The organism is Streptomyces sp. NBC_00009 (genome assembly GCF_045040855.1).
Taxonomy (GTDB): domain Bacteria; phylum Actinomycetota; class Actinomycetes; order Streptomycetales; family Streptomycetaceae; genus Streptomyces; species Streptomyces aureus.
Map to the genome: position 1 here is coordinate 8,866,255 of NZ_CP108312.1, position 22,263 is coordinate 8,888,517.

Sequence of the window (22,263 nt, forward strand, 5' to 3'; positions counted from 1 at the left end):
GGTGCTGCCCCTCGCGGAGACCTACACGGTCCAGGACAGCCATCGGGCCAGCAGTACCCAGGCAGCTCTCCTGCGTCCACTGTAGGGAGCGCGGCTTGGTGAGCACGGGATCCTGCGGGAACGTCGGATTCCGCGAGCGATGAGCACTGCTTGAGTCGGGTTGATCATGAGCAGGGCGCGCCACCGGGACCTTCTCGGTAGTCACTGTAAGTAGCTGACGGGTGGCGACCAGCCCGGGGTGGATGGATCGATTGCTCAGTAGGTCCGTCGGACCTGCTCCACGCTCTGGCCGTTCACTCCTGGTAGCGAGGGAGGATGTCGCCGTTCTTGACGAAGGTCAAGGCGGCGGCGACGTCGTATGCATGGATCGCGGAGGCGAGCGGTGCCAGTTGGTTGGTCAGGCCCTCGATCGCGTTGCCGGTGAAGAATGCGTCCCGTGCTGCGCTGTCGCTGAACCCGAGGACGAGGGAGGCGTGGAATCGCTGGTTGTGGGGGTTGTCGTGGGCGACGTTCGGGGTGTCCCAGAGCTTTTCGCTCCAGGGCAGGAATGTCTGCGTGCGCAGTTCCTTCAACGCTGCAGTGTCGGCGAGTGCGGGAACGAGCTGCCGGTTGACGAACTTCCGGAACTCGCCTGCGTCGACCCCGTCTTTGCGGCGCAGGTAGATCAGGGTGCGGGCACCGACCGTCTCGTCGGGGCCGGCGACGTCGTACCAGCGGGAGGAGTTCGGTGGGCCGGCGTAGAGCAGGGTGCGGCGGAACACGTTGATCTCGTCGGCGTGGGCCAGCTTCGTCTGCTTACGCCCTTTCAGAAACCGTCTTTGAACCTCTGCTGATCTCGCGCGGAAGACGCGCGAGATCAGCAGAGGTTCAAAGACGGTTTGTCACAGGTTCGAGGTGCCGTGACATCAAGCGCGACACCGGCCCGCGGCGTGAGCCGGGCACTGGCTAGGTCGCCTGGGAGTCGCCGCCGGTGGGCAGTCTTGCTCGATCTCCCGGGCGGTGCGCATCACGGTGAACCCGTGCCGGTTGCGGGGGGTCAGCGGTGGGCGGCGCGGTTCATCTCGACCACATCGTCCAGCGTGAAGTCGGCCGGGAGGGCGGCGAGGCGCTCTGGCACACTGTCGCGGACAGCTGCGTCCTTGACGCGATCGGCTGCGGCCAGGGCCGCTGGCAATTCGTCGAGAGTCAGCTCGGTGCAGTAGGCGGGGCTGTTGGGCTGCTGACGCCAGGAGTCGGCCAGCACGCCAGCGTCGTAGGGGTCGAAGCCGGTGTCGTCCACGAGCTGCATGGCCACGCGCCGCGCCTGCTCGGAGTCGGCGGCGACGGGGATGGCAATGCGGCCGGGGGTTCCGGCCGGCAGGCCCCGGGTGCGCTGGGTCTCGGCCAGGGCGGCGTTCCACGCCTTGACCACGGGCCGCCGAAGCTGCTCGGCGTTCCACACGCTCTCCACCTCGCCGCTGTCCACGGCCTCAATCTGCCCGCTGAGGTGCGGGTAGTAGTTCGCGGTATCGATGACTACCGTCTCGTCGGGAACCGCGGCGAACAGGTCGGCCAGCTTTCCCGCCGCACCGAAGGGGATGGCCAGAATGATGACGTCCCGGCCCTGGACGGCGTCGGTCAGCTCCACCGCGCGGGCCCCGGACTCAAGCACCTCGGCCCGGATGCCCTCGAGGCCGCGGGCGTCGGCCACCTGGACGTCGTGACCGGCCATGCAGAGCTTGACGGCGAGGTTCCCGCCGATGGCACCTGCACCTATGACAGTAATTTTCATTGATTTGTCCCTTGGGTGGTTGTGCTGCCCTCAAGGGGGCAGCGCGATGTGGTGGCTGTATGACGGGCCGCCAGGCCGTGACCGGGGCGTGTGGCGGATTACGCCTGGGTGTCCCGCTCGCGGTAGCCGCTGGCGATGAACGTGCGGAGACGGTCGAGTGACTTCTCCTCGGTGCCGGTGCCCTTGATCCAGGCAACAGAACACGCCGCGAGGAACAGGTCGTACCCCTGCACCGAGGCGCGCACGCGCCCTGCGCGCTGCGCGGCGCGCACGTACTGATCGGTGGCGGTGATGAGGATGTCGCATGGAATCGTGAGGGGGTTGTCCGGATCCTGGGCCCGCGCCGCGGCCATGAGCGGGTCCGGCAGCCCACTGAAAGCGCTGAGATATTCCTCCATCGCCCGCAGCCACCGCTCCAGCGCCTCGGCGGCGTCGCCGAGCTGCTCGATGCTGGCCCGGCGTGCCACGAACTCCTCGGAGCGCCTCTGCAACACGGCCGCGAGCAGCGCTTCGCGGGTGGGGAAGTGCCGGTACAGCGTGGCAGGTCCGACGCCCGCCTCCTTGGCCACCGCCTCCAGAGAGGTGCCGACCCCGTGCTGCAGGAAGTGACGCTGGGCCGTCTCCAGGAGGGCCGCACGGTTGCGTTGGACGTCGGCGCGAGGCCTGCGTTCCTGCTGCCCGCTGGCGTTCATGCGCGCTCCGGCCTCCTGCGATCCTCCGGCAGCACCCAAAACGGATGCTGCCTCCGTATACGGAAGAGCATAAAACGGAGGCAGCATCCGGTCAAACCGACACGTCCTTGTGCGCACGTCCCGGTGGACGGCTCGAAACGCCGAGGGCCCGCGGGACGCTCCCTGGGGCCCCGTGCGTACCCAAGTCCTCCACCGAGGCGCGTGTACGAGATCAGCGGAAGTTCAAAGATGGGTTCTCAGGGGCGCAAGCGCCGATTGGAAAGTGACCTCGGCGACGCCGTCGATCTTCTGGTCCGCGGGGATCGAGGTCTGCACCCCGTCGGTCGCCGGCCAGCGGCTCGGGTTGTGCTCGGCAAGGTGGATCTGCCGGTGCTCCTCCAGACCCGGGGTGGCGGAGATGATCCCTGAGTGAGGTCCCTTCCAGTGGTCCATGCCGGTCTGGCGGGTCTGGTCGGTGCGCACCCACAGCAGGATCGAGGAAGTGAGGCGCTTCTTCTCCACGCCCAGCTGAGCGGCGGACGGTGAGGTGCTCATGGTGCTGCTTCTCTCTTCCTGGTCGCCGAACGCGTAGTTGTGGTGTTCGCCGGTGGTCAACGGGCGAGGAACTCGACCGCGAGGGGGGCGAACTGCTGGTGGTACTGGAAGATGCCGCCGTGACCGGAGTCGGGGTAGATGATCAGCTCGCTGTCCTTGATGCGTCGGTGCAGGTCCTCGGAGAGGACCGAGGGCACCATGCGGTCGTTGTCGCCGTTGGCGATGAGGGTGGGCTGGGCGAGCTGCGACAGGTCGTCGGGGGTGGAGCGCCCCCACTTCTTGATCGCCTTCAGCTGCGCCTGGAATGCCTTGACCTTGATCTTCGCGTCGCGGTCGGCAGTGCGCTCCTTGAGCCGGTTGACGAACGCGCGCGCGGCGGGCTTGCCGGTGGTGTTGCGGTTGAAGAACAGGAATTCCTTGGGGTCCGACCGGGTCAGGGTGGCGCGCAGCATGTCCCAGTACGTGGTGCCGGCGACCTTGTCGATGTCCTTACCGCCCTTGGGCCCGGTGCCGGTGAGGACGAGTTTGCGGACGAGCTCGGGGTGCTTCACCACCAGGGCCTGGGCGATGAAGCCACCGAGGGAGAAGGAGAAGACGTCGATCTTGTCGAAGCCGAGCGCCGTGATGAAGGTGTAGGCGTCATCAGCCATCGCCTCGATACTGTCCGGCACCTGGCCCGTGGACGCCCCGACACCGCGCTGATCGAAGGCGATGACGTGACGGCCCTTCGCGATGGGGTCGATGATGCGCGGGTCCCAGTTGTCCAGGGTGGCGGCGAGGTGCACGAAGAACACGACGGGCACGCCGCCCTTGGGCCCTAGCTCGCGAAAAGCGTAGGTGACGCCGCCGGCGGTGACGGTGCGGTCCGGGGCGTGGGCGCACGAGGTGATGACGGGCTCGTTCGGGGTGCCGGTGCTGCTCATGATGGTTTCTCCTGGTGTGTTTCTGGTCGCCCGCCGCGGGGTGGTGGCGGGTCTGCTGGGGCAGATGATGACGGCCCTGCCGAAGCCGGGCGCCCTGCCCGTGACCGAACACATCACGCCCAGCTCGACGTGGGTGGTGCTCTGGTGGAGCTGGCCGATGTCGGCGTGCCCGCCCTACGTCATGGAGACGACGACCTTGCCGGCCTTCGCCCGGCCCTTTTCGACGTACTCCATGGCCTGAAGGGTTTCGTCGAACGGGAAGACGCCGTCGACGACGGGGCGGATCTTCCCGGAGTCGAGGAGCGGTGCGAGTTCGCGCAGTTGGTCGCCGCTGGCCTTCATGAACAGGAACGAGTACGTCACGCCGAGGCGCTTGGCGTTGCGCCGGGTTTTGAAGCTGAGCACGGTCATGGCCAGGCGGAGGACCGGGTTCACGCCGAGTTCACGGGCGAAGGCGGGGTCGGGCGGGCCCGCGACGCTGATGGCCATGCCGCCGGGCTTGAGAACGCGCAGGGATTTGGCGAGGTTCTCGCCGCCGAGGCTGTCGAGGACGACGTCGTAGCCGTCGAGGATCTCCTCGAAGTTCTGCGTGCGGTAGTCGACGACGACGTCCGCGCCGAGGTCCTTGGCCAGGTCGACCTTGGCGGTGCTCACGGTGGTGGCCACGTGCGCGCCCAGCGCCTTGGCCAGCTGGACGGCGATGGAGCCGAGGCCGCCGGCGCCCGCGTGGATGAGGACCTTCTGACCCGGTTGCACGTGTGCCCGCTCAACCAGCGCCTGCCATGCGGTCAGGGCGACCAGGGGGAGGGAGGCGGCCTCGGCCATGGTGAGCGTGGCGGGTTTGGGCGCCAGGTCGTCCTGGTGGACAGCGATGAGTTCGGCGAAGGTGCCGATTCGGTCCTTGTCGGGCCGGGCGTAGACCTCGTCGCCCACCGCGAAGCGGGTGACGGACGGGCCGACCCGGACGACCGTCCCTGCGAGGTCGTTGCCCAGGACGAGCGGGAGACGGTAAGGAAGGAACGCCTTGAAGTCCCCGTCGCGGAGCTTGATGTCCAGCGGGTTGACGCTCGCCGCCCGGATCTCGACCAGGACGTCCTCGGCGCCCACTTGCGGGTCGGGTACCTCGGCGGCGCGCATCCCGGCCGGGCCGCCGTACTTCTCGACCAGGAAAGCCTTCATCGTCGTCTCCGTTCCGATTCCCGTCCGTGGGAGGACGGGGTCTTCGTTCGTCCCGGGCTTCTCCCAGTACGAGACAGTTTTGTGTTGCTCTCCTGGCTGCGGCGCGGGGCGCCGCTCCCTCAGCCGCGCTGGCTCTTCAGGCCACTGGCACGACCGGGCCGTCGACGCGGTCGGCGGCACCGCCCTGGAGGCGGTCCAGGGCGGCGGCAATCCCCTCGTGGGGCATGCCGAGCGGCACCGCGCTGACCTCGGCCAGGCGGGTGTACTGCTTGTCGGTCAGCTGAACGTCGAGGGCGCCGAGGTAGCTGTCGAGCTGGGCGAGGTTGCGCGGGCCGATGATCGGGACGAGCGTCGCCACGGACCGGGCGGCGCGCTCGCGCACCCAGGCGACCGCCACCTGGGCGGGCGTCACCCCGGTCTCCTGGGCGATGGCCAGGACGGTGTCGACGACGGCCGTCTTCTGGTCGGTGCTCTCGGTGTGGATGACCACGCCCAGGTCGCTCAGGCGCCCCTCGGCGGAGCCGCGGTACTTGCCGGTGAGTAGTCCGCCGCCGAGCGGGGACCACAGGGCGGCGCCGAGCCCGAAGCTCTCGGCCATGGGTAGCAGTTCGCGGTCGGCGGTGCGCTCGACGAGGCTGTACTCGTGCTGGATGCCCACGATCGGGGCCCAGTTCTTCAGGTCCGCGAGGGTTACCGCGCGCGAGACGCGCCAGGCGGGGAAGTTGGACAGTGCGGCGTGGTGGATCTTGCCGGCGCTCACCAGGTCGTCGAGTCCGCGCAGGAGTTCCTCCATCGGAGTGAGCTCGTCGGGGAAGTGCACCCACAGCAGGTCGATGTAGTCGGTGCCCAGGCGCTTCAGGCTGGCCTCGACCGAGGCGACCATGTTTTTGCGGCTGTTGCCGGTCCTGGAGATGTCCGGCTGCGGCGCGGCCCCGAGGGAGAACTTGGTGGCCAGCACGAAGTGCTCGCGGTCGGCGGAGATCAGCTTTCCGGTCAGCTCTTCAGACTCGCCGAACTGGTAGCCGTCCGCGCTGTCGAGGAAGGTGCCGCCGGCCTCGGCGAACCGGTCGAAGATCCGGCGTGCCTCGTCCGGCTCGGCGCCTGCGCCCCAGCCGGTGCCGAAGTTCGCGGTGCCGAGCGCGTACTCGGACACGCGCAGTCCGGTCCGGTGTCCGAAGGTTGTGTAACGCATGAGATGTCCTTGCTTGAAGGCGGGAAGGCGGTCGCGTCGGGGTGGAGGGGTGAGCGTCAGCCTGCGTTCGGCTGGGGTGCCGCGGCCAGGCTCTGCTTGACGTACCGGCTGGTCTCGTCGGCGAGGATCTCGGGCAGGCCGGTCTCGATGCCGTACAGGGCCTGGGCCGCGACGTCGGCGGCGGCGACCTTCTGGTCGGCGGGCACGCCGGCGGCCATGTCGGTGTCCATGTAGCCGACGTGCAGCGCCGAGACGGTGATCCCGCGCGGTGCCAGCTCCTCACGGGTCGCGTCGCTCAGCGCCCAAGCGGCGGCCTTGGACGCGGCGTAGGAGCCGAGTCCTGCCGGGTGGAACCAGGACAGGGCGGACAGGACGTTGAGCACGGCGCCGCCGCCGTTGCCCTCGATGACGGGGGCGAAGGCGCGGGTCGCGGCGAGCGGGCCGAAGAAGTTGGTCTCCATCTCCCGGCGCACCGCAGCGACGTCGCCTCCCATCAGCGTCGCGCCGGTGGAGATGCCCGCGTTGTTGATCAGCAGGGTCGCATCCGAGGCGATGCGGGTGGCCTCCTGTATCGATGCCTCGTCCGTCACGTCGAGGCGCAGCGGGATGACACCCGGCACATCGACGGTCTCGGGGCGGCGGGCGGCCGCGTACACCTTCGCGCCGCGCTCCACGAGCTGGGCGGCGAGGTGCCGCCCGAGGCCCCGGTTGGCGCCGGTGACGACCGCGACCGCATTCTTCAGTTCCATGCCCGCTCCTGGTCTACGGCGGGTGCCGTCGGGTCACCCGCACGATTTAGATTATGGAACCAATCTAAACACGGGTCTACGATAGATGCCAGTCGACATCCAAATGAGAGGGTGATCATGGGCCGCGTATCGCAGACGCAGGCGGAGGAGAACCGCAGGCGGGTGGTGGACACCGCCTCGCGGCTGTTCCGGGAGCAGGGAACTCAGGTGAGCGTCGCCGACCTGATGAAGGCGGCCGGCCTGACCCACGGCGCCTTCTACAAGCAGTTCGCTTCCAAGGAAGCGCTCGTCGACGAGGCCACCGCCCACGCCTTCGACGAGCTCGCCCGGGGTCACACCGCCGGGCTCGCGCAGTACGAAGGGCGGCGCGACGCCGCCCAGCGAGCGCTGATCGACGCCTACCTCTCCGTCGAACACCGCGACGACCCGGCGGACGGCTGCCCGGTCGCCGCGCTCGCCACGGACATCGCACGCGAAGGTGGGGGTCGAGAGGCCCGTCGTGTCTACACCGAGGGGGTGGCCGACTTCGCCGACTTCCTCGGCGGTGACGACCAGGACGGCATCGTCCGCCTCTGCACCCTGTTCGGTGCGCTGGTCCTGTCCCGGGCCACCAAGGGCTCTCCACTCTCGGAGGAGATCCTTGCCGCCGCGCACGCAGCCCTGATCAGGGGCGCGGCGGTCGAGTAGGCGATGCGGGTGATCCAGCGAACACGGGGGCCGAGCTGACACTATCTGCGGCACCTGGCCCTGTGCTCACTGTGGATCGTGCCGGATTGGTTCGGCGTCGTCTGCGATGTGCAGGATCTGCTGTGCTTCTCGGAGGAAGTCGCGCCCGCGGGGCGTTGGCGCGAGGGGGCGGGTGTCCCGGTCGATGATCCGGAGGCCGGCCCTGTGCCGCAGGAAGGCGTTGACGCAGTGGTGCACTCATCGAGGCTCTCCGGCTGCATCGGCGGTGCGGAGGATTCCGGCCGCTTCGTGCAGGAACTCTTGCCCCTGCTCGGTCGGTGCGAGAGGTCTGCTGATTCGGTCGATGATGGTGAAGCCGGCGGCCCTTTCGATGCCTGTCATGCGTTGTCGCAGGGCGCCGCTCCGCCCGTTGTAGAAGATGCGGGCGGCGGCAGCGACGGTCTCGTGGCCTGGGATTTGCGTGATGACGCGTAAGCGATCAAGGGCGAACGGCGTCATCACCACGGCGCGCATTGCGGCGGAGAGAGGCCGTGGGATCTCCAGGTGCCCGATGGCGTTGTAGCGGCCGGAAGCCAAGCGGATGGGGAAACCCCAGTTGGGCCTTGACCCGGAATCTTGGACACGGGCTATGCGGCTTGGGCCAGGCTAGTTGATGTTGTGTCGAGTGCTGTCTCGTAAGCGATGGGACTGCGGTGTCCGAGGCGGGAGTGACGGCGTCGGGTGTTGTAGCGGTTGAGCCAGCGGAACGCGTCGAGGCGGGCCTCGCGTTCGCTGGACCAGGTCTTGCGGCTCTGAAGCGTCTCGCGTTTGAAGGTCGCGTTGAAGGACTCGGCAAGCGCGTTGTCCGCGCTGGAGCCGATCGCGCTCATGGACTGGCGGAGGCCGGCCTGGCGGCAGGCGTCGGCGAAGGCCCGGCTGGTGTATTGCCCTGACTCAATCGGTCGTCGCAACACCGGTCTTTTAGATCAAGAGTAGGTGCTGGTTGAGGACTTCGGCGGGTGTCTTCCAGTCGAGGGTTTTGCGGGGCCTGTTATTGAGTGCGAGGGCAACAGCCTCGAGCTCGTTGGCGTCCCATCGCGACAGGTCCGTGCCTTTCGGGAAGTACTGGCGAAGGAGTCCGTTCGTGTTCTCGTTGGTGCCCCGCTGCCAGGGACTGTGCGGGTCGGCGAAGTAGACCTTCAGGCCGGTGTCGATGCGGAGTTGAGCATGCTGGGCCAGCTCCGTGCCGCGGTCCCAGGTCAGTGACCGACGCAGGTGTTCGGGCAGCGCGGTGATCGTGTCGGCGATCGCGTCCTTCACGGCCTCGGCGCCACGGCCGGCCAGTGCCGGGCCGTTCTTCACCCGTGGTTCGAGGCCGTAGCCGTCCATTCGGGGCAGGTGCAGCAGCATCGTGAACCTGCTCGTGCGCTCGACGAGCGTGCCGATCGCCGAGCGGTTCAGGCCGATGATGAGGTCGCCTTCCCAGTGGCCCGGGACCGCTCGGTCCTCGGCCTCAGCCGGCCGTTCACTGATCATCACCTCGGACGTGACGTGGCCACCGGGCCTGCGCTGCGCTCGAGCGCGCGGGACGCGCAACGCACGACCGGTACGCAGACAGGCGACCAGTTCGCGCTTGAGCGCGCCGCGGCCCTGGACATAGAGGGCCTGGTAGATCGCCTCGTGCGAGATGCGCATGGACTCATCATCGGGGAAGTCGGCCTTGAGTCGGTTCGAGATCTGCTGCGGACTCCACGACGTCGCCCACCGTCGGTCCTGCCGCCGGGGCTTGTTGCGGCCCTTCCACTGGGGCGTCTTGGGCCCCGTCACTGGCATTCCGTCTGCCGCCCGGATCACCCCGGCGAGCCTGTCCTGCACGTATTCACACAGCCGCTCGTTGCCGGCCAGCTTCGCGGTCCTCGGCCGCTGTGCTCTGCGCTCGGCATGCCACTGCGCGGTGGTCGCCCGATACTCCAAACGGTAGGTACGCGTGGACGCATTCCGGCGCAGCTCCCGGGAGATGGTCGAAGGTGAGCGGCACAGCCGACGCGCGATCTCGCGGACCCCGATGTCCTGAGCCCGCCACACGGCGATGTCCTCACGCTCCGCGAACGACAGATAGCGTCCCGACACCGTCGGGGAGAGATTCGGTCCCACGCCGCCAGCGTGGCGAAACCACCGCGTCCCGACCGCGGGCGACACCCCGGCCTCGACTCCCGCTTCCTCCGATCGGAGCCCCCGGGCGATCGCAGCCCAGAACCGCATGCGGTCCTCCCGCCATGCGACCGTCGGCCGGCCCGGCGATGGCATCTGCCCCCGATACTCACGAGCCTTGCGTTGCTGCGGACCAACACCCATCACTCCACCTCTGACTACGAGGTGTTGCGACGATCAGTTGAATCCGCCTTGGGCCCCGTGGTCGGTGTGTATGACCGCCCCGGCGAGGCTTCCGCGGGTGCGTTCGGCGGCGGTCAGAGCGTCGGTGACGAGGTCGGTGCGCATGTGGTTCGCGATCGCCCAGCCGGCCAGGCGGCGTGAGGCGAGGTCGATGACGGTACCCAAATACAGGAACTTCCCGCCGTCCAGCGGGAGATAGGTGATGTCGCCGACGTACTTCGTGTTCGGCTCGCTTGCTGTGAAGTCGCGGCCGACGAGGTCCGGGGCCTTCGCCGCGGCCGGGTCCGCAACAGTGGTGCGATGTCTGCGGCGCAGGCGAACGCCCGCCAGACCGGCACCCCGCATCACCCGCGCGATCCGCTTGTGGTTGACGCGTTCACCCGCCTCGCGGAGCTCGGCGGTGATCCTCGGAACGCCATAGGTGCCGTCCGACTCGCGGTGCACGGCCCGTATCCGGGCGGCGAGGCGGGTGTCGGCCGCCTGCCGGGCGGCCCGGTCTGCGGCCGTCCGACGCCAGTAGTAGAAGCTGGAGCGGGCGATGTTGAGGATGGTGCACAGCCGCTTCACGCCGTAGCGGCGGTGGTGGTCGGCAACGAACTGGAAGCGGTTCACCAGCGCGTCTCCCCGGCAAAATACTTCGCCGCCTTGCGCAGGATCTCGCGTTCCTCCTCCAGCTCACGGACCTTCTTGCGCAGAGCGGCGTTCTCCGCCTCCAACGGCGTCGGCGGCTCGGTCGGCACCTCCGCCCGGCGTCCCCGCGGCCGGCTCACGCCGGCTGCCCGCACCCAGTTCCGCAAGGTCTCGGGGTTGATTCCCAGATCGGCAGCGACCTGCCGGATCGTCGCCTCGGGCCGCGACTGGTACAGCGCGACCGCGTCCGCCTTGAACTGCGGCGGATAGTTCTTCATGACCACGAGATGTCCGTCCTCAGATCCTCAGGATCCAGTGTCTCGTGTGTCCAGGATCAAGGGTCAAGGCCCGTGGGGCAGGTCAACCTGTCACCCAACCCTGCACCAGACCCCTTCGGATACGTCGAGGCAGACGAACAACGCTTCACGTGAGCCACCGGTACATACGCCGACTCCCAGATCAACTTGGTCCCAGGTCGACGCATCCGCGACCAGCGCATCGCTGATCCCATGAACGGTGAAGGCGCCCGCAGCCACCGGCGTCTGTGGATGCCCTGTGAGATGCGGGCGGCGTGTGACAGCACGGGCCGGGGCAGCCGGAGACGGCGGTCGGACGGGCCGTGGTCCTGCCGCCCGGAGTGCTGTCCGGGGTCTTCCCGGCCGGTCGGCCGAGGTGCCGGTCCGGTGTGGCGCCGGTCCGGTGTGATGCGCAGCTGTTGTCGGCGGCCTCGTCTCTCGTGTGGTCAGGACTGCTCGCGGCAGCCCTCTTCGGTGCACTCGAGAGTGACGAGGGTCTGGTCGACCTGCTGGCTGGTCAGAGGAGGTTCGGGCAGTTCGTGGGAGCCCTCGGTGCGGAAGGCGTCGAGCATCAGGTGGAGGTGGCGGCGCCAGGCTTGGGGGGCGATGGTGCGTGTGGCCTGGATGATCCCGGCTTGGGACCAGATCACGAAGGCGATGTCCTGCGCGGTGACGTCGCCGCGCAGGACGCCCTGTTCCTGGGCGTTGCGCATGATCTGGACGCAGAGTTCCTTGGTGCGTTCGTACATCTCGCGGCCGGCCACGTGAAGGGGCAGCCGTGCCGAGACCAGGTCGTTGAAGGCGCGGTCGCAGGCCTGCAGCTTGCAGAGCTTCTCCAGGTAGCGGCAGAACCCCTCCCAGGCATCGTCCATGGCTGCGGCTTCTTCCGCGGCGGTGAGCAGTTCCGTGTACTTCGCGTTGAAGAGTGTTTCGACCAGGTCGAGCCGGGTGGGGAAGTGGCGGTAGAGCGTGCCGATCGCGACGCCGGCCTCGCGGGCGACGCCCTCCAGGGACGCCCCGAGGCCCTGCTCGGAGAAGGCCGTGCGGGCGGCGGCCACGATCGCGTCCCTGTTGCGCTGTGCGTCACGGCGCAGGGGTTTCGTCGGCGTCTCCCTCGCGGACGGGGCGTGGTGGTGGCTCATGGTTCGAGCGTAACATGAGGCCCCCCTCGAATTCGGTTGTTGTCATGTTTCCGATCGCAATCTCGCCCCTCCGACGTGCTGTGATGAGCCTCACCGCAAACATGAGGCACCCCTCGGGTACGGTGGCAGAGCCGAATGTGAGGCACCCCTCCGGATGACCTTGCGGCAAGCCGACTGACCCGGGATTTCCGGATCTCGGTTCACATAGAGCGGCGGCCGCCAGTTCGGCGAAACCGCGGCAGTCTCGCAAGGGAAATGACCATGAACAGCATGACCAAGCGCGTCTCGATCGCACTCGCCTCCACGGCACTGGCCGGCGGAGCCCTTCTCGGAGCCGGCGGCTCGGCGTCGGCAGCCGCGACTTCGGTGCCCGTGCAGCACACGCAGTACGTGTCCGCCACCTCCGCGACCAACAGCGAGCAAGCCGGCCACCACACGGATGACGACCACCGTGGGCAGGACACTGTGCGCCACGTACGGGCTGCGGACCACGAGGGCGAAGCGGCCTCGTGGCGCGGCGTCAGCGCCGCCCGCTGGTACGAGGACCAGGTCGACGCAGCGGCCTCGTGGCACGGTGTCAGCGCCGCCCGCTGGTACGAGGACCAGGTCGACGCAGCGGCCTCGTGGCACGGTGTCAGCGCCGCCCGCTGGTACGAGGACCAGGTCGCGTGGTCCCTGAACCACAGCTGACGCGGCCCGAGCCGCCCCACTCCGGCAAGGCCGGGGCACCCGCGTCGAGTTCCATCCCCTCAACCAGTCCCAGGTCCCCCGACCACTCCAGCGTGACGTTTCCTTCCGCACCCTCAATGTGCGGCACTGGGACCGGATGGTGCAGGCATGGGCAGCCGATGACGACGAGGCCATGGACGAGGCATGGTTCGACGGCATCACCGTCGACCTCGGATCCGACTACGGCGCCTACGTGTACGTCATGAACATCGGCTTCGCTGCCTGACGGCTGCTGTAGGGTCTCGCGGCTGATGTCGTAATCTCACGGGTCGTGTCGTACCGATGTCGTATACGACATCACCGTGAGACGAGCGCGTGGGTGCTGCTGCTCAGCGCCTCGTCTCGTACCTGGTCAGGACCACGCCGCCGGGAAACGTCCGCGTCTCCACCAGGTTCAGGTTCACCCAGCTGTCCAGCGCGGTGAAGAACGGCGTGCCGCTGCCCACCAGGACCGGATAGGCGGCGATCGCGTACTCGTCGATCAGCCCGGCGCGCATGGCCGCCCCGGCGAGCGTTGCGCCGCCGATGTTCATTGGGCCGCCGTCCTCGGCCTTGAGCCGGGTGATCTCGGCGATCGCGTCGCCGGTGACCAGGCGGGTGTTCCAGTCGACCTTGTCGATCGTCGAGGAGAACACCACCTTCGGCGTGTCCCGCCAGTTCCGCGCGAACTCGATCTCCGCCGGGGTGGCGCCCGGCTGCTGGTCGCCGGTCGGCCAGTAGGAGCTCATCGTCTGCCACAGCTTGCGCCCATACAGCGACAGGCCACTCGCCTGCTCGTGGTCGAGCCACCACTGGAACAGCTCGTCGCTCGGCGGTCCGCTCCAGCCGATGTCGTCGCCGGCCGCGGCGATGTAGCCGTCCAGGGTCAGGTTCATGCCGTAGATCAGTTTCCGCATGGCGCAGCCTTCCGTCCGTGGGTGTCCGGCGTATAGACCAGCGCGGCGCGGGAAACTCGTCGGTGCGCGATCTGGGCTCGCCGGTAGTCCTCGTGCTCGGGGCTCAGCGTGGTGTACTCGGCCGACTCGGACAAGCCGCCTGATCTCGACCTCGCCCTCGCGAGGAAATGCCACGGATTTGAGACTGATCATGGGTGACAAGGCCGTGAGACAGCCAAGAACGCCCAGGTCACGCAAGATCGACATGTCACGAGCGGCGAGACCCTACACCAGGCTTGTAGGGTCTCCAATTTCGCTGCACAGTCTCACGGCTGACTGCATATCGCTTGCACATAGCCGCTGTTCAAAGTGGTGACTCATGACGCAAAGTGCGAGGTCAAGGTCGTGTCAGCCCTGGTGCTGGGCGTCATCGGCCCCGAGCTGCGAGCCGATGTTGTTCCACATGAAGCAGTCCTTCCAGTCCGGCTTACCGGCCGCCCAGCCGAGCATGGCGGTCAGGATCTTCTCCTGAGAGAGGGTCCGCGTCTGATAGTGCTCGGCCGCTACACCGTCCCGGAATTCGAGTTGGTACGTGTTGTCGTCACGCAGCAGCACTTGGACATACCAGCTGCCCTCCAGGTCCTCCTCCACGCGCTCCAGGACTAGATGCGCGTTTCCGCGCTGGAGGTTGGCCAGCATCCTGCCTATCGCCGGCTTCGAGGGCTTCTTCACCACGCGCCCTGCCTCATCAGTTGCAATCAGCATGGCTTGATCCTCCAGCACGACTCTGACACCGCCCCGGTGATCTCATGATGCGGCTCCTTGGCATCCTCTCGGCATGGGCCCAGCTCTTCCTCGCACCGTCCGAGCCGTCGACACCAGCCAGCTCCTCGACCTGGCCCAGGACGCCGCCATGCACGGCTTCAGCCAGCGACTCCCCGTCGACTGGCTCCAAGCGCACCTCGCCGCAGAGGCGACGCACTACCTGTTCCCAACGCTCGTGCAGCGGCTCACACACCGTCCCGAGATGCCGCTGCAGTGGAGGTGCCAGCAACTGCTGACCGTCTACACCGGCGAACAGACCTGGGGTCTGCTCGACGTCCTTCCCGACACCTTCGACAAGATCCCGCAGACTCTGGACACGGCGTCCAAGAAGGACATCGTCAACCGCATCGCGCGAGCAGTGACCGTGCGCAATTGGATGGAACGGATAGCTGCCGATGCAGGTTCGTGACGCCCTCGGGCAGTGGCGCAGCCTGGTGGACAGTCTGAGGAAATGACATCGCTCTGAGACAGCCGCCGGCCGACCCGTCGTGAGACTGAAGGGAAACGTCCAAGTCGCAGCGTCGGCGCATGACACCGAAAGTGAGAACCTACAGCCTGTGTGGGATCTCAGATTCCGTGGCCGAATCTCACGAGCGATGGTCACTCGATGGCCGGTCGGCCGCCAATCTGAGACAGGCCGGTCGAAGCGCTCACCCTTGGGGCTAACGAAGTGCCCAGTCGCGGTCGCTCGGCGTCGGCTCGGTTCGCCAACGAGCCCGTAGGACTCCGTCGTTGTCGGGCATGACAGCAGTGCACAGAGGCATAGATTCACCCGCATATACAGACAGAAGCGCGGCGGCATGGGCACGGGATATCCGGGCGGTCAGTTCGGGGAACCCGTCCTCGCCGGCGACGGCGCTGTGGATGCTGCCGTCGTCGTCCTGCCACACGCCTTCGACGAGGCCATCAGCGGGCAGGGCTCCCAGGACGACGTCGATGTCGGTGGACAGGGACGGCCAGACGGCGAGACGGGCCCGGGGAGCCAGTCCAACGCGAACGGGGTCGATGGTGTCGCTGGTGAGGTGGTGCCATCGTGAGGCACCTTCGAGATATGTCTCTTCCAGGATTCCTGCACGGCCGGTGGCGACTGCCCTGTGCAGGTCGGCCCAGAAGTCGTCATCGCCGGGCCGCTGGATGCCCTGCTCTTCCTCCTCGGCCCCGAAGGCGTACGGGGAGGCGTCCAGGCGTTCCGGGAACAGTCCGAGCTCCCGGGCGTGGGCCAACGCTTCCTCGCAAGGCCGGCTGCTGCTGATGTAGAGGTATTGGTCCCATCCCACATGGACCGCGAACGCGCCTTCCGCCTCCAGCCGGCACCAGGCGCCGTTGTCGCGCAGCATGGCGCGCACCAGCTGCAGCCCGATTTCGAGCGGTACTTCTGCCCCGTCGTGAAAACCGGTAGGGCCGGCAGGGAAGAGCCCGTCCAACCCAAAGCCGTCCACCGGAGGCTCCACACCGAAGTGCACGTAGGACGGAATCTGTGGTTCACGTACGGCCAGGTGATCGACGCCGGTGTCCCTGGCGAAGGCCGCGACCGCCTGAAGGTAAGACGCCTCGACCTCGCCGTGATCGCTGACGATGTCCTCACTGCCGGTGTAACACCCGTGTTCGTCACGGTCGGCGGGGTCGTACTTGGTGACGCGGTAGACGTAGGGGAACTGCACCGCCCCATCATCCAGCACGCTCGTGTCGCCCCGCGAGGAAATGCCATGGGAGGTGAGACAGAGGCGTAGGGCAACGTCTTGAGACAGATCAGGAAAATGCTGGTCAGCGCAATGCTCTATGGCACGAGCCGCGAGATCCTACATCCAGGTGTGGGATCTCGGATTGGCTGGCCGAATCTCACGGCCGGTGGCTATTCCGTGGCCGATCGGCCACGGAACTGAGACTGGCTGGGCGGCCTGTTGCGCTCAGCCGCTCCGTGGCGGACGCCCCGTCGGCTGCCAGCCGCTGCGTGATCCGGTCGAACAAGTCCGTCAGTGGCTCACCGACGTCCTGGCCAAACTCAGTCAGCCCGTAGGTGACTTGGGGTGGCGTCGTCGGCTCGACCTTCCGCCAGACCAGGTCGTCCTGGACCAGCGCGCGCAGTGTCTGAGCGAGCATCTTCTCACTGATGCCCTGGATGCTGTCGCGCAGCTCGTAAAACCGAAGGTCGTTGCTCCGCAAGGAGATCAGCACCCAGATACCCCACCTGCTGGTCACGTGGTCGACCACGTCGCGCGCAGGGCAGTCGGTGTGAAACACCTCATACCGATTGCTCGCCTCGGCCTGCGTCAGCTGCGCGCCTTCCCTCATGTCCGGAGCTTACCTCTGGGTATGTTCTTACAAAAAGTAAGCCTGCCTCCTAGCGTCAATTGCCGCAGTGCACAACGGACTAGGAGCTGAACATGATCGTGGTGACCGGGGCTACCGGAAATGTGGGCCGGCCCTTGACGCAGGCCCTGGCCGAGGCGGGCGAGCAGGTGACGGCGGTGTCACGGCACGCGGCGGCAATGCCGGACGGGGTCCGGCACGTACCGGCTGACTTGGCCGAGCCACAGGGCCTCACTCCCGCTTTGGACGGGGCGAAGGCGCTGTTCCTCCTGCTGTCCGGCGACCTGCACGCCCCCGAAGCCAGGCCGACCGACCTTATCGACCTGGCCGCTGCCAGAGGGGTCCGCCGGGTCGTCCTGCTGTCTTCGCAGGGCGTGGCGACCAGGCCGCTCGGCCCGTCGCGGATCGCGATGCGCGCGGTGGAGGACGCGTTGAGAGAGACCGGCCTGGAATGGGCCATCCTGCGACCGGGCGGCTTCGCCTCCAACGCCTTGGCGTGGGCGGAGTCCGTCCGCACGCAAGGGACGGTCGCCGCACCCTTCGGCGATGTCGGGGTTCCGATCGTCGACCCGGCGGACATCGCCGAGGTCGCGGCGGCCTGCCTACTGGACGACCGTCACACCGGCGGAATCTTCGAGCTGACCGGGCCCGAGGTGATCACGCCCCGTCAGCAGACGGAGGTCATCGCCGCCGTGCTCGGCTCGCCGGTGCAGTTCCACGAACTCACCCGGGAGGAGGCCAAGGCCGCGATGACCCAGTTCGTGCCGCCGGAGCTCGCCGACGACACCCTGGACATCATCTCCGCCCCGAACCCCGCCGAACGGCGGATCAGCTCAGACGTGGAACGAGTCCTCGGCCGCGCCCCGCGTCCTTTCAACGACTGGGCCGCCCGTCGCATCGCCGCTTTTCGCTGAGGCACAACTCAGCTGAAGTGCCCGGGCAGCCTCGTGCGACTACGGCCGCACGGGGCGGCCCCGTCACCGCCCACCACCAGCCAGAGCTCAAGAGCGCCTTGCAGCGGGGGCGGTCGATCCAGCCCCAGCCCAGGCAGTCCCGGCAGCTGCGGGTGGCCCAGGGCCGTGATCGCCGGACGGCCGGACTCACTTCCAGCAGAGTGTCAGGCGCCGTATGGAGATTGGCGGCCAGCGCCTGCCAGACGAACGGGTACGGACATCGCGCGAGTCGATCCCATAAGATCTTGAGCCCAGGCCAGGGATGTCGGAGGGCGACGATGGAACAGCCGCGGATACGCCTCGGCAACGATGATGTATGGCTGGAACTGGCTCGGATCGGTGGGGCAGCTGGCAGATCACCGCAGATTGGTGCTCGTCCTTCGCCGTGAACGCAGTGCTGCCGCAGTTGAACGAGCTGCTGTTTTCCTCGGTCGAGGGCGTGTTGGTGGAATCGGTCGAGGTGATCGACACGGTTGTCCGGGTCGAGGCCCGTACGACCGCAGGGCGGGCGGCCTGTCCGGGGTGCGGGTGCTGGTCGGGGTGAATGCACAGCTCCTGCCTGCGATTTCCTCGTGATCTGCCGACGGCGGGCAAGTTCGTCGTGGTGTCGTTGCGGTGATGCCGCTACGTGTGCCGGAGCGGGGTCGGGTTCGGCATTCGCGGCAAAGGTGTGAACCTGACGGTTTGTTTTCTATGGTGGATTCAACTGGTATCACCGGATTCGGCGGGTGGTCGTGGTTTCAGTGTTGCTGGAGCGGGCGGGTTGTGATGTGTGCCATGGTGCCTGCAACTGCCAGGTGCAGGCACGATGGCGGGGAGCGGGTCATGCTGGGGTCATGGGGCAACGATCCGAACTTGGAAGGTTCCTGCGCTCGCGTCGGGCTCGGCTGCGTCCTGAAGATGTGGGCCTGGTGGATTACGGAGGGCGTCGGCGTGTGCCGGGATTGCGCAGGGAGGAGCTGGCGCAGCTGGCGGGGGTCAGTGCGGGCTACTACACGCGGCTGGAGCAGGGGCAGAGTCCGAACGCGTCGGATGCTGTGCTTGATGCGATTGCCCGTGTTCTGCAGCTCGACGACACGGAACGCTCGCACCTGCACAGTCTGGCCCGTACCCGGCCGCGGGCGCCAAGGCGCTCCCGGGCTGAACGGGTGCGGCCCGGTGTCCAGTTGATGGTCGATTCGCTGGGCGGTGTGCCTGGTCTGGTCATGGGCCGCTATGGTGACGTCCTGTACTGGAATCGGGCCGCTCACGCGCTTGTGGCAGGACACCTCGACTTCGAGGCGCCGGGCCGGCGTGTGGAACGGCCCAATGCCGCACGGCTTGTCTTTCTGGACAGTCATACCCGAGAGCTTTATGCGGACTGGAAGGAAAAGGCCCGTGACACGGTGGCGGATCTGCGTCTGACGGCGGGGCGTTTTCCCGACGCCCCGAAGCTGGCGGAACTCATCGGTGAACTCACTCTGCGCAGCCCGGAGTTCGCTGCGCTGTGGGCCGCGCATCCCGTCCAGCCGTGTGCCCGCCTCACGCGGGATTTCCAGCACCCGCTGGTGGGTCCGATGACGCTGGCCAACGAACTGATGGACCTGCCTTTTGATCAGGGGCAGCGTGTGTCCGTCTTCAACGCCGAGCCCGGCTCGCCTTCGGACGCCGCCCTGCGGCTTCTGATCGGCATGAGCGCACCGGCCGAGAGTGTGCGCCGGCCGGTGCACGCGGTGGACGAGGGCGACTGACCCTCGCGGTCGCGTTTGTCGTCCCGCAAGACTCCCGGCCTGGCGGCACACATCCCCCGCTGTCGCCAGGCCGGGCCTGGTATTCCCGCCGGACTTCTTCGTTACTGCTGGTCAACGGCTTGGGTGGGGGAGTGTGGCGGGGGTCGGGCGGGTGCGGGGCGGTCGTGGCGGACCGTCCCGCGAACGTGTGCCCATGCCGCATGTGGCGGCAGTGTCGGGCGCGTGCTGGGTGGCGGCGTCTTGAGTGCGAGAACCTCACCGTGTGCTCGCGTCGTGGAGGGCGTCGTGGAGGGCGGCGGTGGGGTTCAACTGCCGGCGGACGGCGGGTTTCTGCCGGGGTGAGATCCACGAGGTCGGGTGTGTCGGCCGCGTCACCCCCCCTTTTTCGCGTTCCTGGACAGCCATCGCGGCGAGGAAGGTGTGCGCGAGCATGACGAGTGTGATGTGCCGGTTCCAGCCGGCGTGGCGGCGGAGTTCGTACGGGTGCGGGCCGCACTCGTTGTTCGCGCCCTGGAAGCACTCCTCGGTCTTTCAGCGGCATCCCGCGATGCGGGCCCGGTTCGCGGGCGGTGGCGTCCGGTGGTGCACTGGCCAGGTAGGAGGCGATCTCGTCGGGTCTGGTGGTGCTGCGGCGGGCGGGCATCCAGCGTTGCCGGGTGGGTATTTCGCCGTCGAACTCCCGGACGGCGGGCGGCCGGGCGGCGCATGCGTAGCGCCGCTCTTTCTTGGCGCCGTCGCCGCAGGACAGGGGTTGCCATGCCTCGGGTGGGGCCTGGGCGATGAGGTGGTCGATGCGCGGGCCGTGGACCTGCTGCGAGGTGGGCACCGCGACGACGTGGGACAGACCGGCGTCTTCCGGTCCGGCCCGCCGTTGCGGCATATGGTTGTTGCACCCCGGCCGAGGTGGTGCCCTTCTTGACGAAGCCGGTGTCATCGATGATCAACACACCGTCTGATGCGCCGAGTTGCTCTGCCGCAGAGGACTGCAGGTCATCGCGGAGACGGCCGGCGTCCCCATGGCTGCGGGCCGGCACGTGCTGAAGTCCGTCCAAGGTGGCATGGCCGGCGTGCTCGGCGAGCTGCCGGCCGTTCTTGCGGCCCACCGGGCCCACCGGGCCCAACAGTCCGCCAGTTCGCGCACATAATCCCGCATCCGGCGTCGTGGCTCTGCCCGGACGAACCAGGCTCCGGCCCGCAGGAACAGATTCTCGAGTTCCTGGCCCCGCACGCTCGTGGGCGCATCATTGATCACGCCTGTGGGCTGCTCGGTCCGTTGTCACTGCATGCGGCGTGGGCACACGTTCGCGGGGCGGTCCGCCAAGACCGCCCCGACTCAAACCCACCCCGCTGCACTCCCCGCACCCAAGCCGTTGACCAGCAGTGATGAAGAAGTCCGGCTGGAGTACTCATCCCCACCGCATTACTGCCATTGGCATATGAGAAGGCTTGGAGTTTCCGCACTACTTGCCAAGGTCGGCCGGCGCACCTGCCTGGGTAGCGGCAGGTCCCTTGCCCAAAGGAAGCCGGGTACAGCAATGTCGGTGCGTGCCATTTGAGACGCCGGGACGGCTGGTGCAGGCCTCATCCGCAAAGATACCGCATGGTAGGTTTTTATGCGGGAAAGGCGGGGGGAGGGGGTCGGTAGATGCGTGGGATCAGGGCGAGAGGAGTGGCGACGTGGCCAGGCAGGAAAGAGCCGAGCAGACAAGACGGTCACTGATGGAAGCCGCCGCTCATGTCTTCGACGACGTCGGATACGAAGCGGCCGCCCTGAACGCCATCAGCTCCACGGCGGGCGTCTCCAAAGGAGCCCTCACCTTCCATTTCGCTTCCAAGGCGGAACTCGCGGACGCGGTCCAGGCCCTGTCCTGCCGGCGTGCCCGGCACGCGATCGCCAAGGTCGCACATGCTCAACTGCCCGCCCTGCAGGCAGTGATCGACGTGACCCACACCCTCGCCGACATTCTGCAGCAAGACCGGGTCACCCGCGCCGGCCTGAGGCTCAGCCGCGAACGGGGCCCGGTTGCAGGAGCCGCCATGGATTGGGACCGGACATGGACCAAGCCCGTCAGGACATGGCTTCTTGAGGCGCGCTCGGACCGCAGCCTGCCCGGCGATGCCGACGTACACGCGGTGGCGGCCTTCGTTGCGCACCTCATTGCCGGACTGGAAATCACCACCAGGCATCGGGGGATCCTCGCCGAAGTCATTCCCGCATGCGCGTCCGGGACGACCAGTGACTCGCGGGCCTGGCTCACACGCGTCTGGAAATTGGTACTGCCCGATATCGCCATCGAGCCCGCCGACTTCCAGCCGCAGGCGAGCAGTTCACTTCTCTGAGCCCGTACGGACGGGACCTGACACCCCCATCCACATCTGAACTGTGGTGGGGGAGGGCGATGTAGAGGATCGCGATCTGAACTGCGGTGGGGGAGGGCGATGCAGAGGTTCGCGTGAGCCACCGCACCATGCGGCCCCGGACGGCAACGACTTCGGCAACTTCGGTAAATGCGCAGGCCGTGGTTGTGGATCGGATTGCCTGCCCCTTCACTTGACCCGATGGTCTGAAGAGTCGCAGAACCTGCACCTGCCAGTGGTAGGCACCGCAGGCCTATCCATCGCAGAGCCCTGGGCAGCGGACAACGCACGCCACAGGCTTATCCGTACCTACCC

23 protein-coding genes and 2 pseudogenes are annotated in these 22,263 nt (G+C 67.6%); 8 read left to right on the top strand and 17 right to left on the bottom strand.

The features are described from left to right. Positions 1-293: 293 nt before the first annotated feature. From OHA58_RS40420 to OHA58_RS40455, 8 genes are all read right to left on the bottom strand, one after another. The gene (locus OHA58_RS40420) at positions 294-761 is read right to left on the bottom strand and encodes a hypothetical protein (protein WP_405475074.1); all 468 of its coding nucleotides are present in this window, start codon (positions 759-761) and stop codon (positions 294-296) included. Between the two features lie 275 nt (positions 762-1,036). Then, on the bottom strand, positions 1,037-1,771 hold the full coding sequence (locus OHA58_RS40425; RefSeq protein ID WP_405475072.1) for an NADPH-dependent F420 reductase: 735 nt from the start codon (positions 1,769-1,771) through the stop codon (positions 1,037-1,039). Between the two features lie 98 nt (positions 1,772-1,869). Continuing rightward, the gene (locus OHA58_RS40430) at positions 1,870-2,463 is read right to left on the bottom strand and encodes a TetR/AcrR family transcriptional regulator (RefSeq protein ID WP_405475069.1); all 594 of its coding nucleotides are present in this window, start codon (positions 2,461-2,463) and stop codon (positions 1,870-1,872) included. Between the two features lie 222 nt (positions 2,464-2,685). Continuing rightward, positions 2,686-2,997, bottom strand: a complete 312-nt coding sequence (locus OHA58_RS40435; RefSeq protein ID WP_405475067.1) for a hypothetical protein — start codon at positions 2,995-2,997, stop codon at positions 2,686-2,688. Positions 2,998-3,053: 56 nt separating this feature from the next. Next, entirely contained in the window at positions 3,054-3,920 is an 867-nt protein-coding gene (locus OHA58_RS40440; protein ID WP_405475065.1) for an alpha/beta fold hydrolase, read from the bottom strand. Between the two features lie 174 nt (positions 3,921-4,094). Next, positions 4,095-5,099 carry an NADP-dependent oxidoreductase gene (locus tag OHA58_RS40445; protein ID WP_405475062.1) on the bottom strand — a complete coding sequence of 335 codons (1,005 nt, stop codon included), beginning with the start codon at positions 5,097-5,099 and terminating at the stop codon, positions 4,095-4,097. Between the two features lie 136 nt (positions 5,100-5,235). Then, entirely contained in the window at positions 5,236-6,291 is a 1,056-nt protein-coding gene (locus OHA58_RS40450) for an aldo/keto reductase (protein WP_405475060.1), read from the bottom strand. A gap of 56 nt (positions 6,292-6,347) precedes the next feature. Next, positions 6,348-7,040: an SDR family oxidoreductase gene (locus tag OHA58_RS40455; RefSeq protein WP_405475058.1), complete on the bottom strand. Its 693-nt coding sequence runs from the start codon at positions 7,038-7,040 to the stop codon at positions 6,348-6,350. A 117-nt stretch (positions 7,041-7,157) separates the two neighbouring features. On the opposite strand from OHA58_RS40455, the gene OHA58_RS40460 reads away from it, so the two are divergent. Beyond that, positions 7,158-7,727 carry a TetR/AcrR family transcriptional regulator gene (locus tag OHA58_RS40460; protein WP_405475055.1) on the top strand — a complete coding sequence of 190 codons (570 nt, stop codon included), beginning with the start codon at positions 7,158-7,160 and terminating at the stop codon, positions 7,725-7,727. 78 nt (positions 7,728-7,805) lie between these two features. Next, positions 7,806-8,201, top strand: a complete 396-nt coding sequence (locus tag OHA58_RS40465; RefSeq protein WP_405475052.1) for a hypothetical protein — start codon at positions 7,806-7,808, stop codon at positions 8,199-8,201. Between the two features lie 152 nt (positions 8,202-8,353). Here OHA58_RS40465 and OHA58_RS40470 read toward each other — a convergent pair whose 3' ends face one another. The 4 genes and pseudogenes from OHA58_RS40470 to OHA58_RS40485 all read right to left on the bottom strand — a co-directional run bounded on the left by OHA58_RS40470 (position 8,354) and on the right by OHA58_RS40485 (position 12,168). Then, a complete protein-coding gene (locus tag OHA58_RS40470; protein WP_405475050.1) occupies positions 8,354-8,677 on the bottom strand; it encodes a transposase in 324 nt (107 codons plus the stop codon). A 10-nt stretch (positions 8,678-8,687) separates the two neighbouring features. Further along, positions 8,688-10,061: an IS30 family transposase gene (locus tag OHA58_RS40475; protein WP_405475047.1), complete on the bottom strand. Its 1,374-nt coding sequence runs from the start codon at positions 10,059-10,061 to the stop codon at positions 8,688-8,690. A gap of 48 nt (positions 10,062-10,109) precedes the next feature. Continuing rightward, a pseudogene (locus OHA58_RS40480) lies at positions 10,110-11,014 on the bottom strand (IS3 family transposase); the annotation flags it as partial. Positions 11,015-11,472: 458 nt separating this feature from the next. Then, entirely contained in the window at positions 11,473-12,168 is a 696-nt protein-coding gene (locus tag OHA58_RS40485) for a TetR/AcrR family transcriptional regulator (protein ID WP_405475045.1), read from the bottom strand. Between the two features lie 261 nt (positions 12,169-12,429). Between OHA58_RS40485 and OHA58_RS40490 the strand changes: the two genes are divergently transcribed. Next, positions 12,430-12,858 (top strand): hypothetical protein, encoded by a 429-nt coding sequence (locus OHA58_RS40490; RefSeq protein ID WP_405475042.1) that lies wholly within the window; start codon positions 12,430-12,432, stop codon positions 12,856-12,858. Between the two features lie 22 nt (positions 12,859-12,880). Further along, positions 12,881-13,123 (top strand): annotated as a pseudogene (locus OHA58_RS40495) (transcriptional regulator); the annotation flags it as partial. 103 nt (positions 13,124-13,226) lie between these two features. Here the strand turns inward: OHA58_RS40495 and OHA58_RS40500 are convergent. Together OHA58_RS40500 and OHA58_RS40505 are read right to left on the bottom strand one after the other, a co-directional pair. Beyond that, on the bottom strand, positions 13,227-13,793 hold the full coding sequence (locus OHA58_RS40500; RefSeq protein WP_405475040.1) for a dihydrofolate reductase family protein: 567 nt from the start codon (positions 13,791-13,793) through the stop codon (positions 13,227-13,229). Positions 13,794-14,180: 387 nt separating this feature from the next. Further along, positions 14,181-14,537, bottom strand: a complete 357-nt coding sequence (locus OHA58_RS40505) for a hypothetical protein (protein ID WP_405475037.1) — start codon at positions 14,535-14,537, stop codon at positions 14,181-14,183. Positions 14,538-14,610: 73 nt separating this feature from the next. Between OHA58_RS40505 and OHA58_RS40510 the strand changes: the two genes are divergently transcribed. Further along, positions 14,611-15,006: a hypothetical protein gene (locus OHA58_RS40510; protein ID WP_405475035.1), complete on the top strand. Its 396-nt coding sequence runs from the start codon at positions 14,611-14,613 to the stop codon at positions 15,004-15,006. Between the two features lie 253 nt (positions 15,007-15,259). On the opposite strand, the gene OHA58_RS40515 is transcribed toward OHA58_RS40510, so the two are convergent. Both OHA58_RS40515 and OHA58_RS40520 read right to left on the bottom strand, forming a co-directional pair. Then, entirely contained in the window at positions 15,260-16,258 is a 999-nt protein-coding gene (locus OHA58_RS40515; RefSeq protein WP_405475034.1) for an RNA-binding protein, read from the bottom strand. Between the two features lie 178 nt (positions 16,259-16,436). Beyond that, positions 16,437-16,889, bottom strand: coding sequence for a winged helix-turn-helix transcriptional regulator (locus tag OHA58_RS40520; RefSeq protein ID WP_405475033.1), 453 nt, complete (start codon positions 16,887-16,889; stop codon positions 16,437-16,439). Positions 16,890-16,981: 92 nt separating this feature from the next. Between OHA58_RS40520 and OHA58_RS40525 the strand changes: the two genes are divergently transcribed. Next, complete coding sequence (locus OHA58_RS40525) at positions 16,982-17,821, top strand: SDR family oxidoreductase (RefSeq protein WP_405475030.1); 840 nt, start codon at positions 16,982-16,984, stop codon at positions 17,819-17,821. 875 nt (positions 17,822-18,696) lie between these two features. After that, a complete protein-coding gene (locus OHA58_RS40530; RefSeq protein WP_405475027.1) occupies positions 18,697-19,590 on the top strand; it encodes a helix-turn-helix transcriptional regulator in 894 nt (297 codons plus the stop codon). 371 nt (positions 19,591-19,961) lie between these two features. Here the strand turns inward: OHA58_RS40530 and OHA58_RS40535 are convergent, their stop codons facing one another. After that, on the bottom strand, positions 19,962-20,702 hold the full coding sequence (locus tag OHA58_RS40535) for a transposase (protein WP_405484645.1): 741 nt from the start codon (positions 20,700-20,702) through the stop codon (positions 19,962-19,964). 565 nt (positions 20,703-21,267) lie between these two features. Here OHA58_RS40535 and OHA58_RS40540 point away from each other — a divergent pair. Then, positions 21,268-21,930 (top strand): ScbR family autoregulator-binding transcription factor, encoded by a 663-nt coding sequence (locus OHA58_RS40540; protein ID WP_405475021.1) that lies wholly within the window; start codon positions 21,268-21,270, stop codon positions 21,928-21,930. Positions 21,931-22,263 lie beyond the last annotated feature (333 nt).

Coding starts and splice junctions, on each gene's coding strand:
- OHA58_RS40425 (WP_405475072.1), bottom strand. CDS start 1,771: ATGAAAATTACTGTCATAGGTGCAGGTGCCATCGGCGGGAACCTCGCC.
- OHA58_RS40430 (WP_405475069.1), bottom strand. CDS start 2,463: ATGAACGCCAGCGGGCAGCAGGAACGCAGGCCTCGCGCCGACGTCCAA.
- OHA58_RS40435 (WP_405475067.1), bottom strand. CDS start 2,997: ATGAGCACCTCACCGTCCGCCGCTCAGCTGGGCGTGGAGAAGAAGCGC.
- OHA58_RS40440 (WP_405475065.1), bottom strand. CDS start 3,920: ATGAGCAGCACCGGCACCCCGAACGAGCCCGTCATCACCTCGTGCGCC.
- OHA58_RS40445 (WP_405475062.1), bottom strand. CDS start 5,099: ATGAAGGCTTTCCTGGTCGAGAAGTACGGCGGCCCGGCCGGGATGCGC.
- OHA58_RS40450 (WP_405475060.1), bottom strand. CDS start 6,291: ATGCGTTACACAACCTTCGGACACCGGACCGGACTGCGCGTGTCCGAG.
- OHA58_RS40455 (WP_405475058.1), bottom strand. CDS start 7,040: ATGGAACTGAAGAATGCGGTCGCGGTCGTCACCGGCGCCAACCGGGGC.
- OHA58_RS40460 (WP_405475055.1), top strand. CDS start 7,158: ATGGGCCGCGTATCGCAGACGCAGGCGGAGGAGAACCGCAGGCGGGTG.
- OHA58_RS40475 (WP_405475047.1), bottom strand. CDS start 10,061: ATGGGTGTTGGTCCGCAGCAACGCAAGGCTCGTGAGTATCGGGGGCAG.
- OHA58_RS40485 (WP_405475045.1), bottom strand. CDS start 12,168: ATGAGCCACCACCACGCCCCGTCCGCGAGGGAGACGCCGACGAAACCC.
- OHA58_RS40490 (WP_405475042.1), top strand. CDS start 12,430: ATGAACAGCATGACCAAGCGCGTCTCGATCGCACTCGCCTCCACGGCA.
- OHA58_RS40500 (WP_405475040.1), bottom strand. CDS start 13,793: ATGCGGAAACTGATCTACGGCATGAACCTGACCCTGGACGGCTACATC.
- OHA58_RS40505 (WP_405475037.1), bottom strand. CDS start 14,537: ATGCTGATTGCAACTGATGAGGCAGGGCGCGTGGTGAAGAAGCCCTCG.
- OHA58_RS40510 (WP_405475035.1), top strand. CDS start 14,611: ATGGGCCCAGCTCTTCCTCGCACCGTCCGAGCCGTCGACACCAGCCAG.
- OHA58_RS40520 (WP_405475033.1), bottom strand. CDS start 16,889: ATGAGGGAAGGCGCGCAGCTGACGCAGGCCGAGGCGAGCAATCGGTAT.
- OHA58_RS40525 (WP_405475030.1), top strand. CDS start 16,982: ATGATCGTGGTGACCGGGGCTACCGGAAATGTGGGCCGGCCCTTGACG.
- OHA58_RS40530 (WP_405475027.1), top strand. CDS start 18,697: ATGGGGCAACGATCCGAACTTGGAAGGTTCCTGCGCTCGCGTCGGGCT.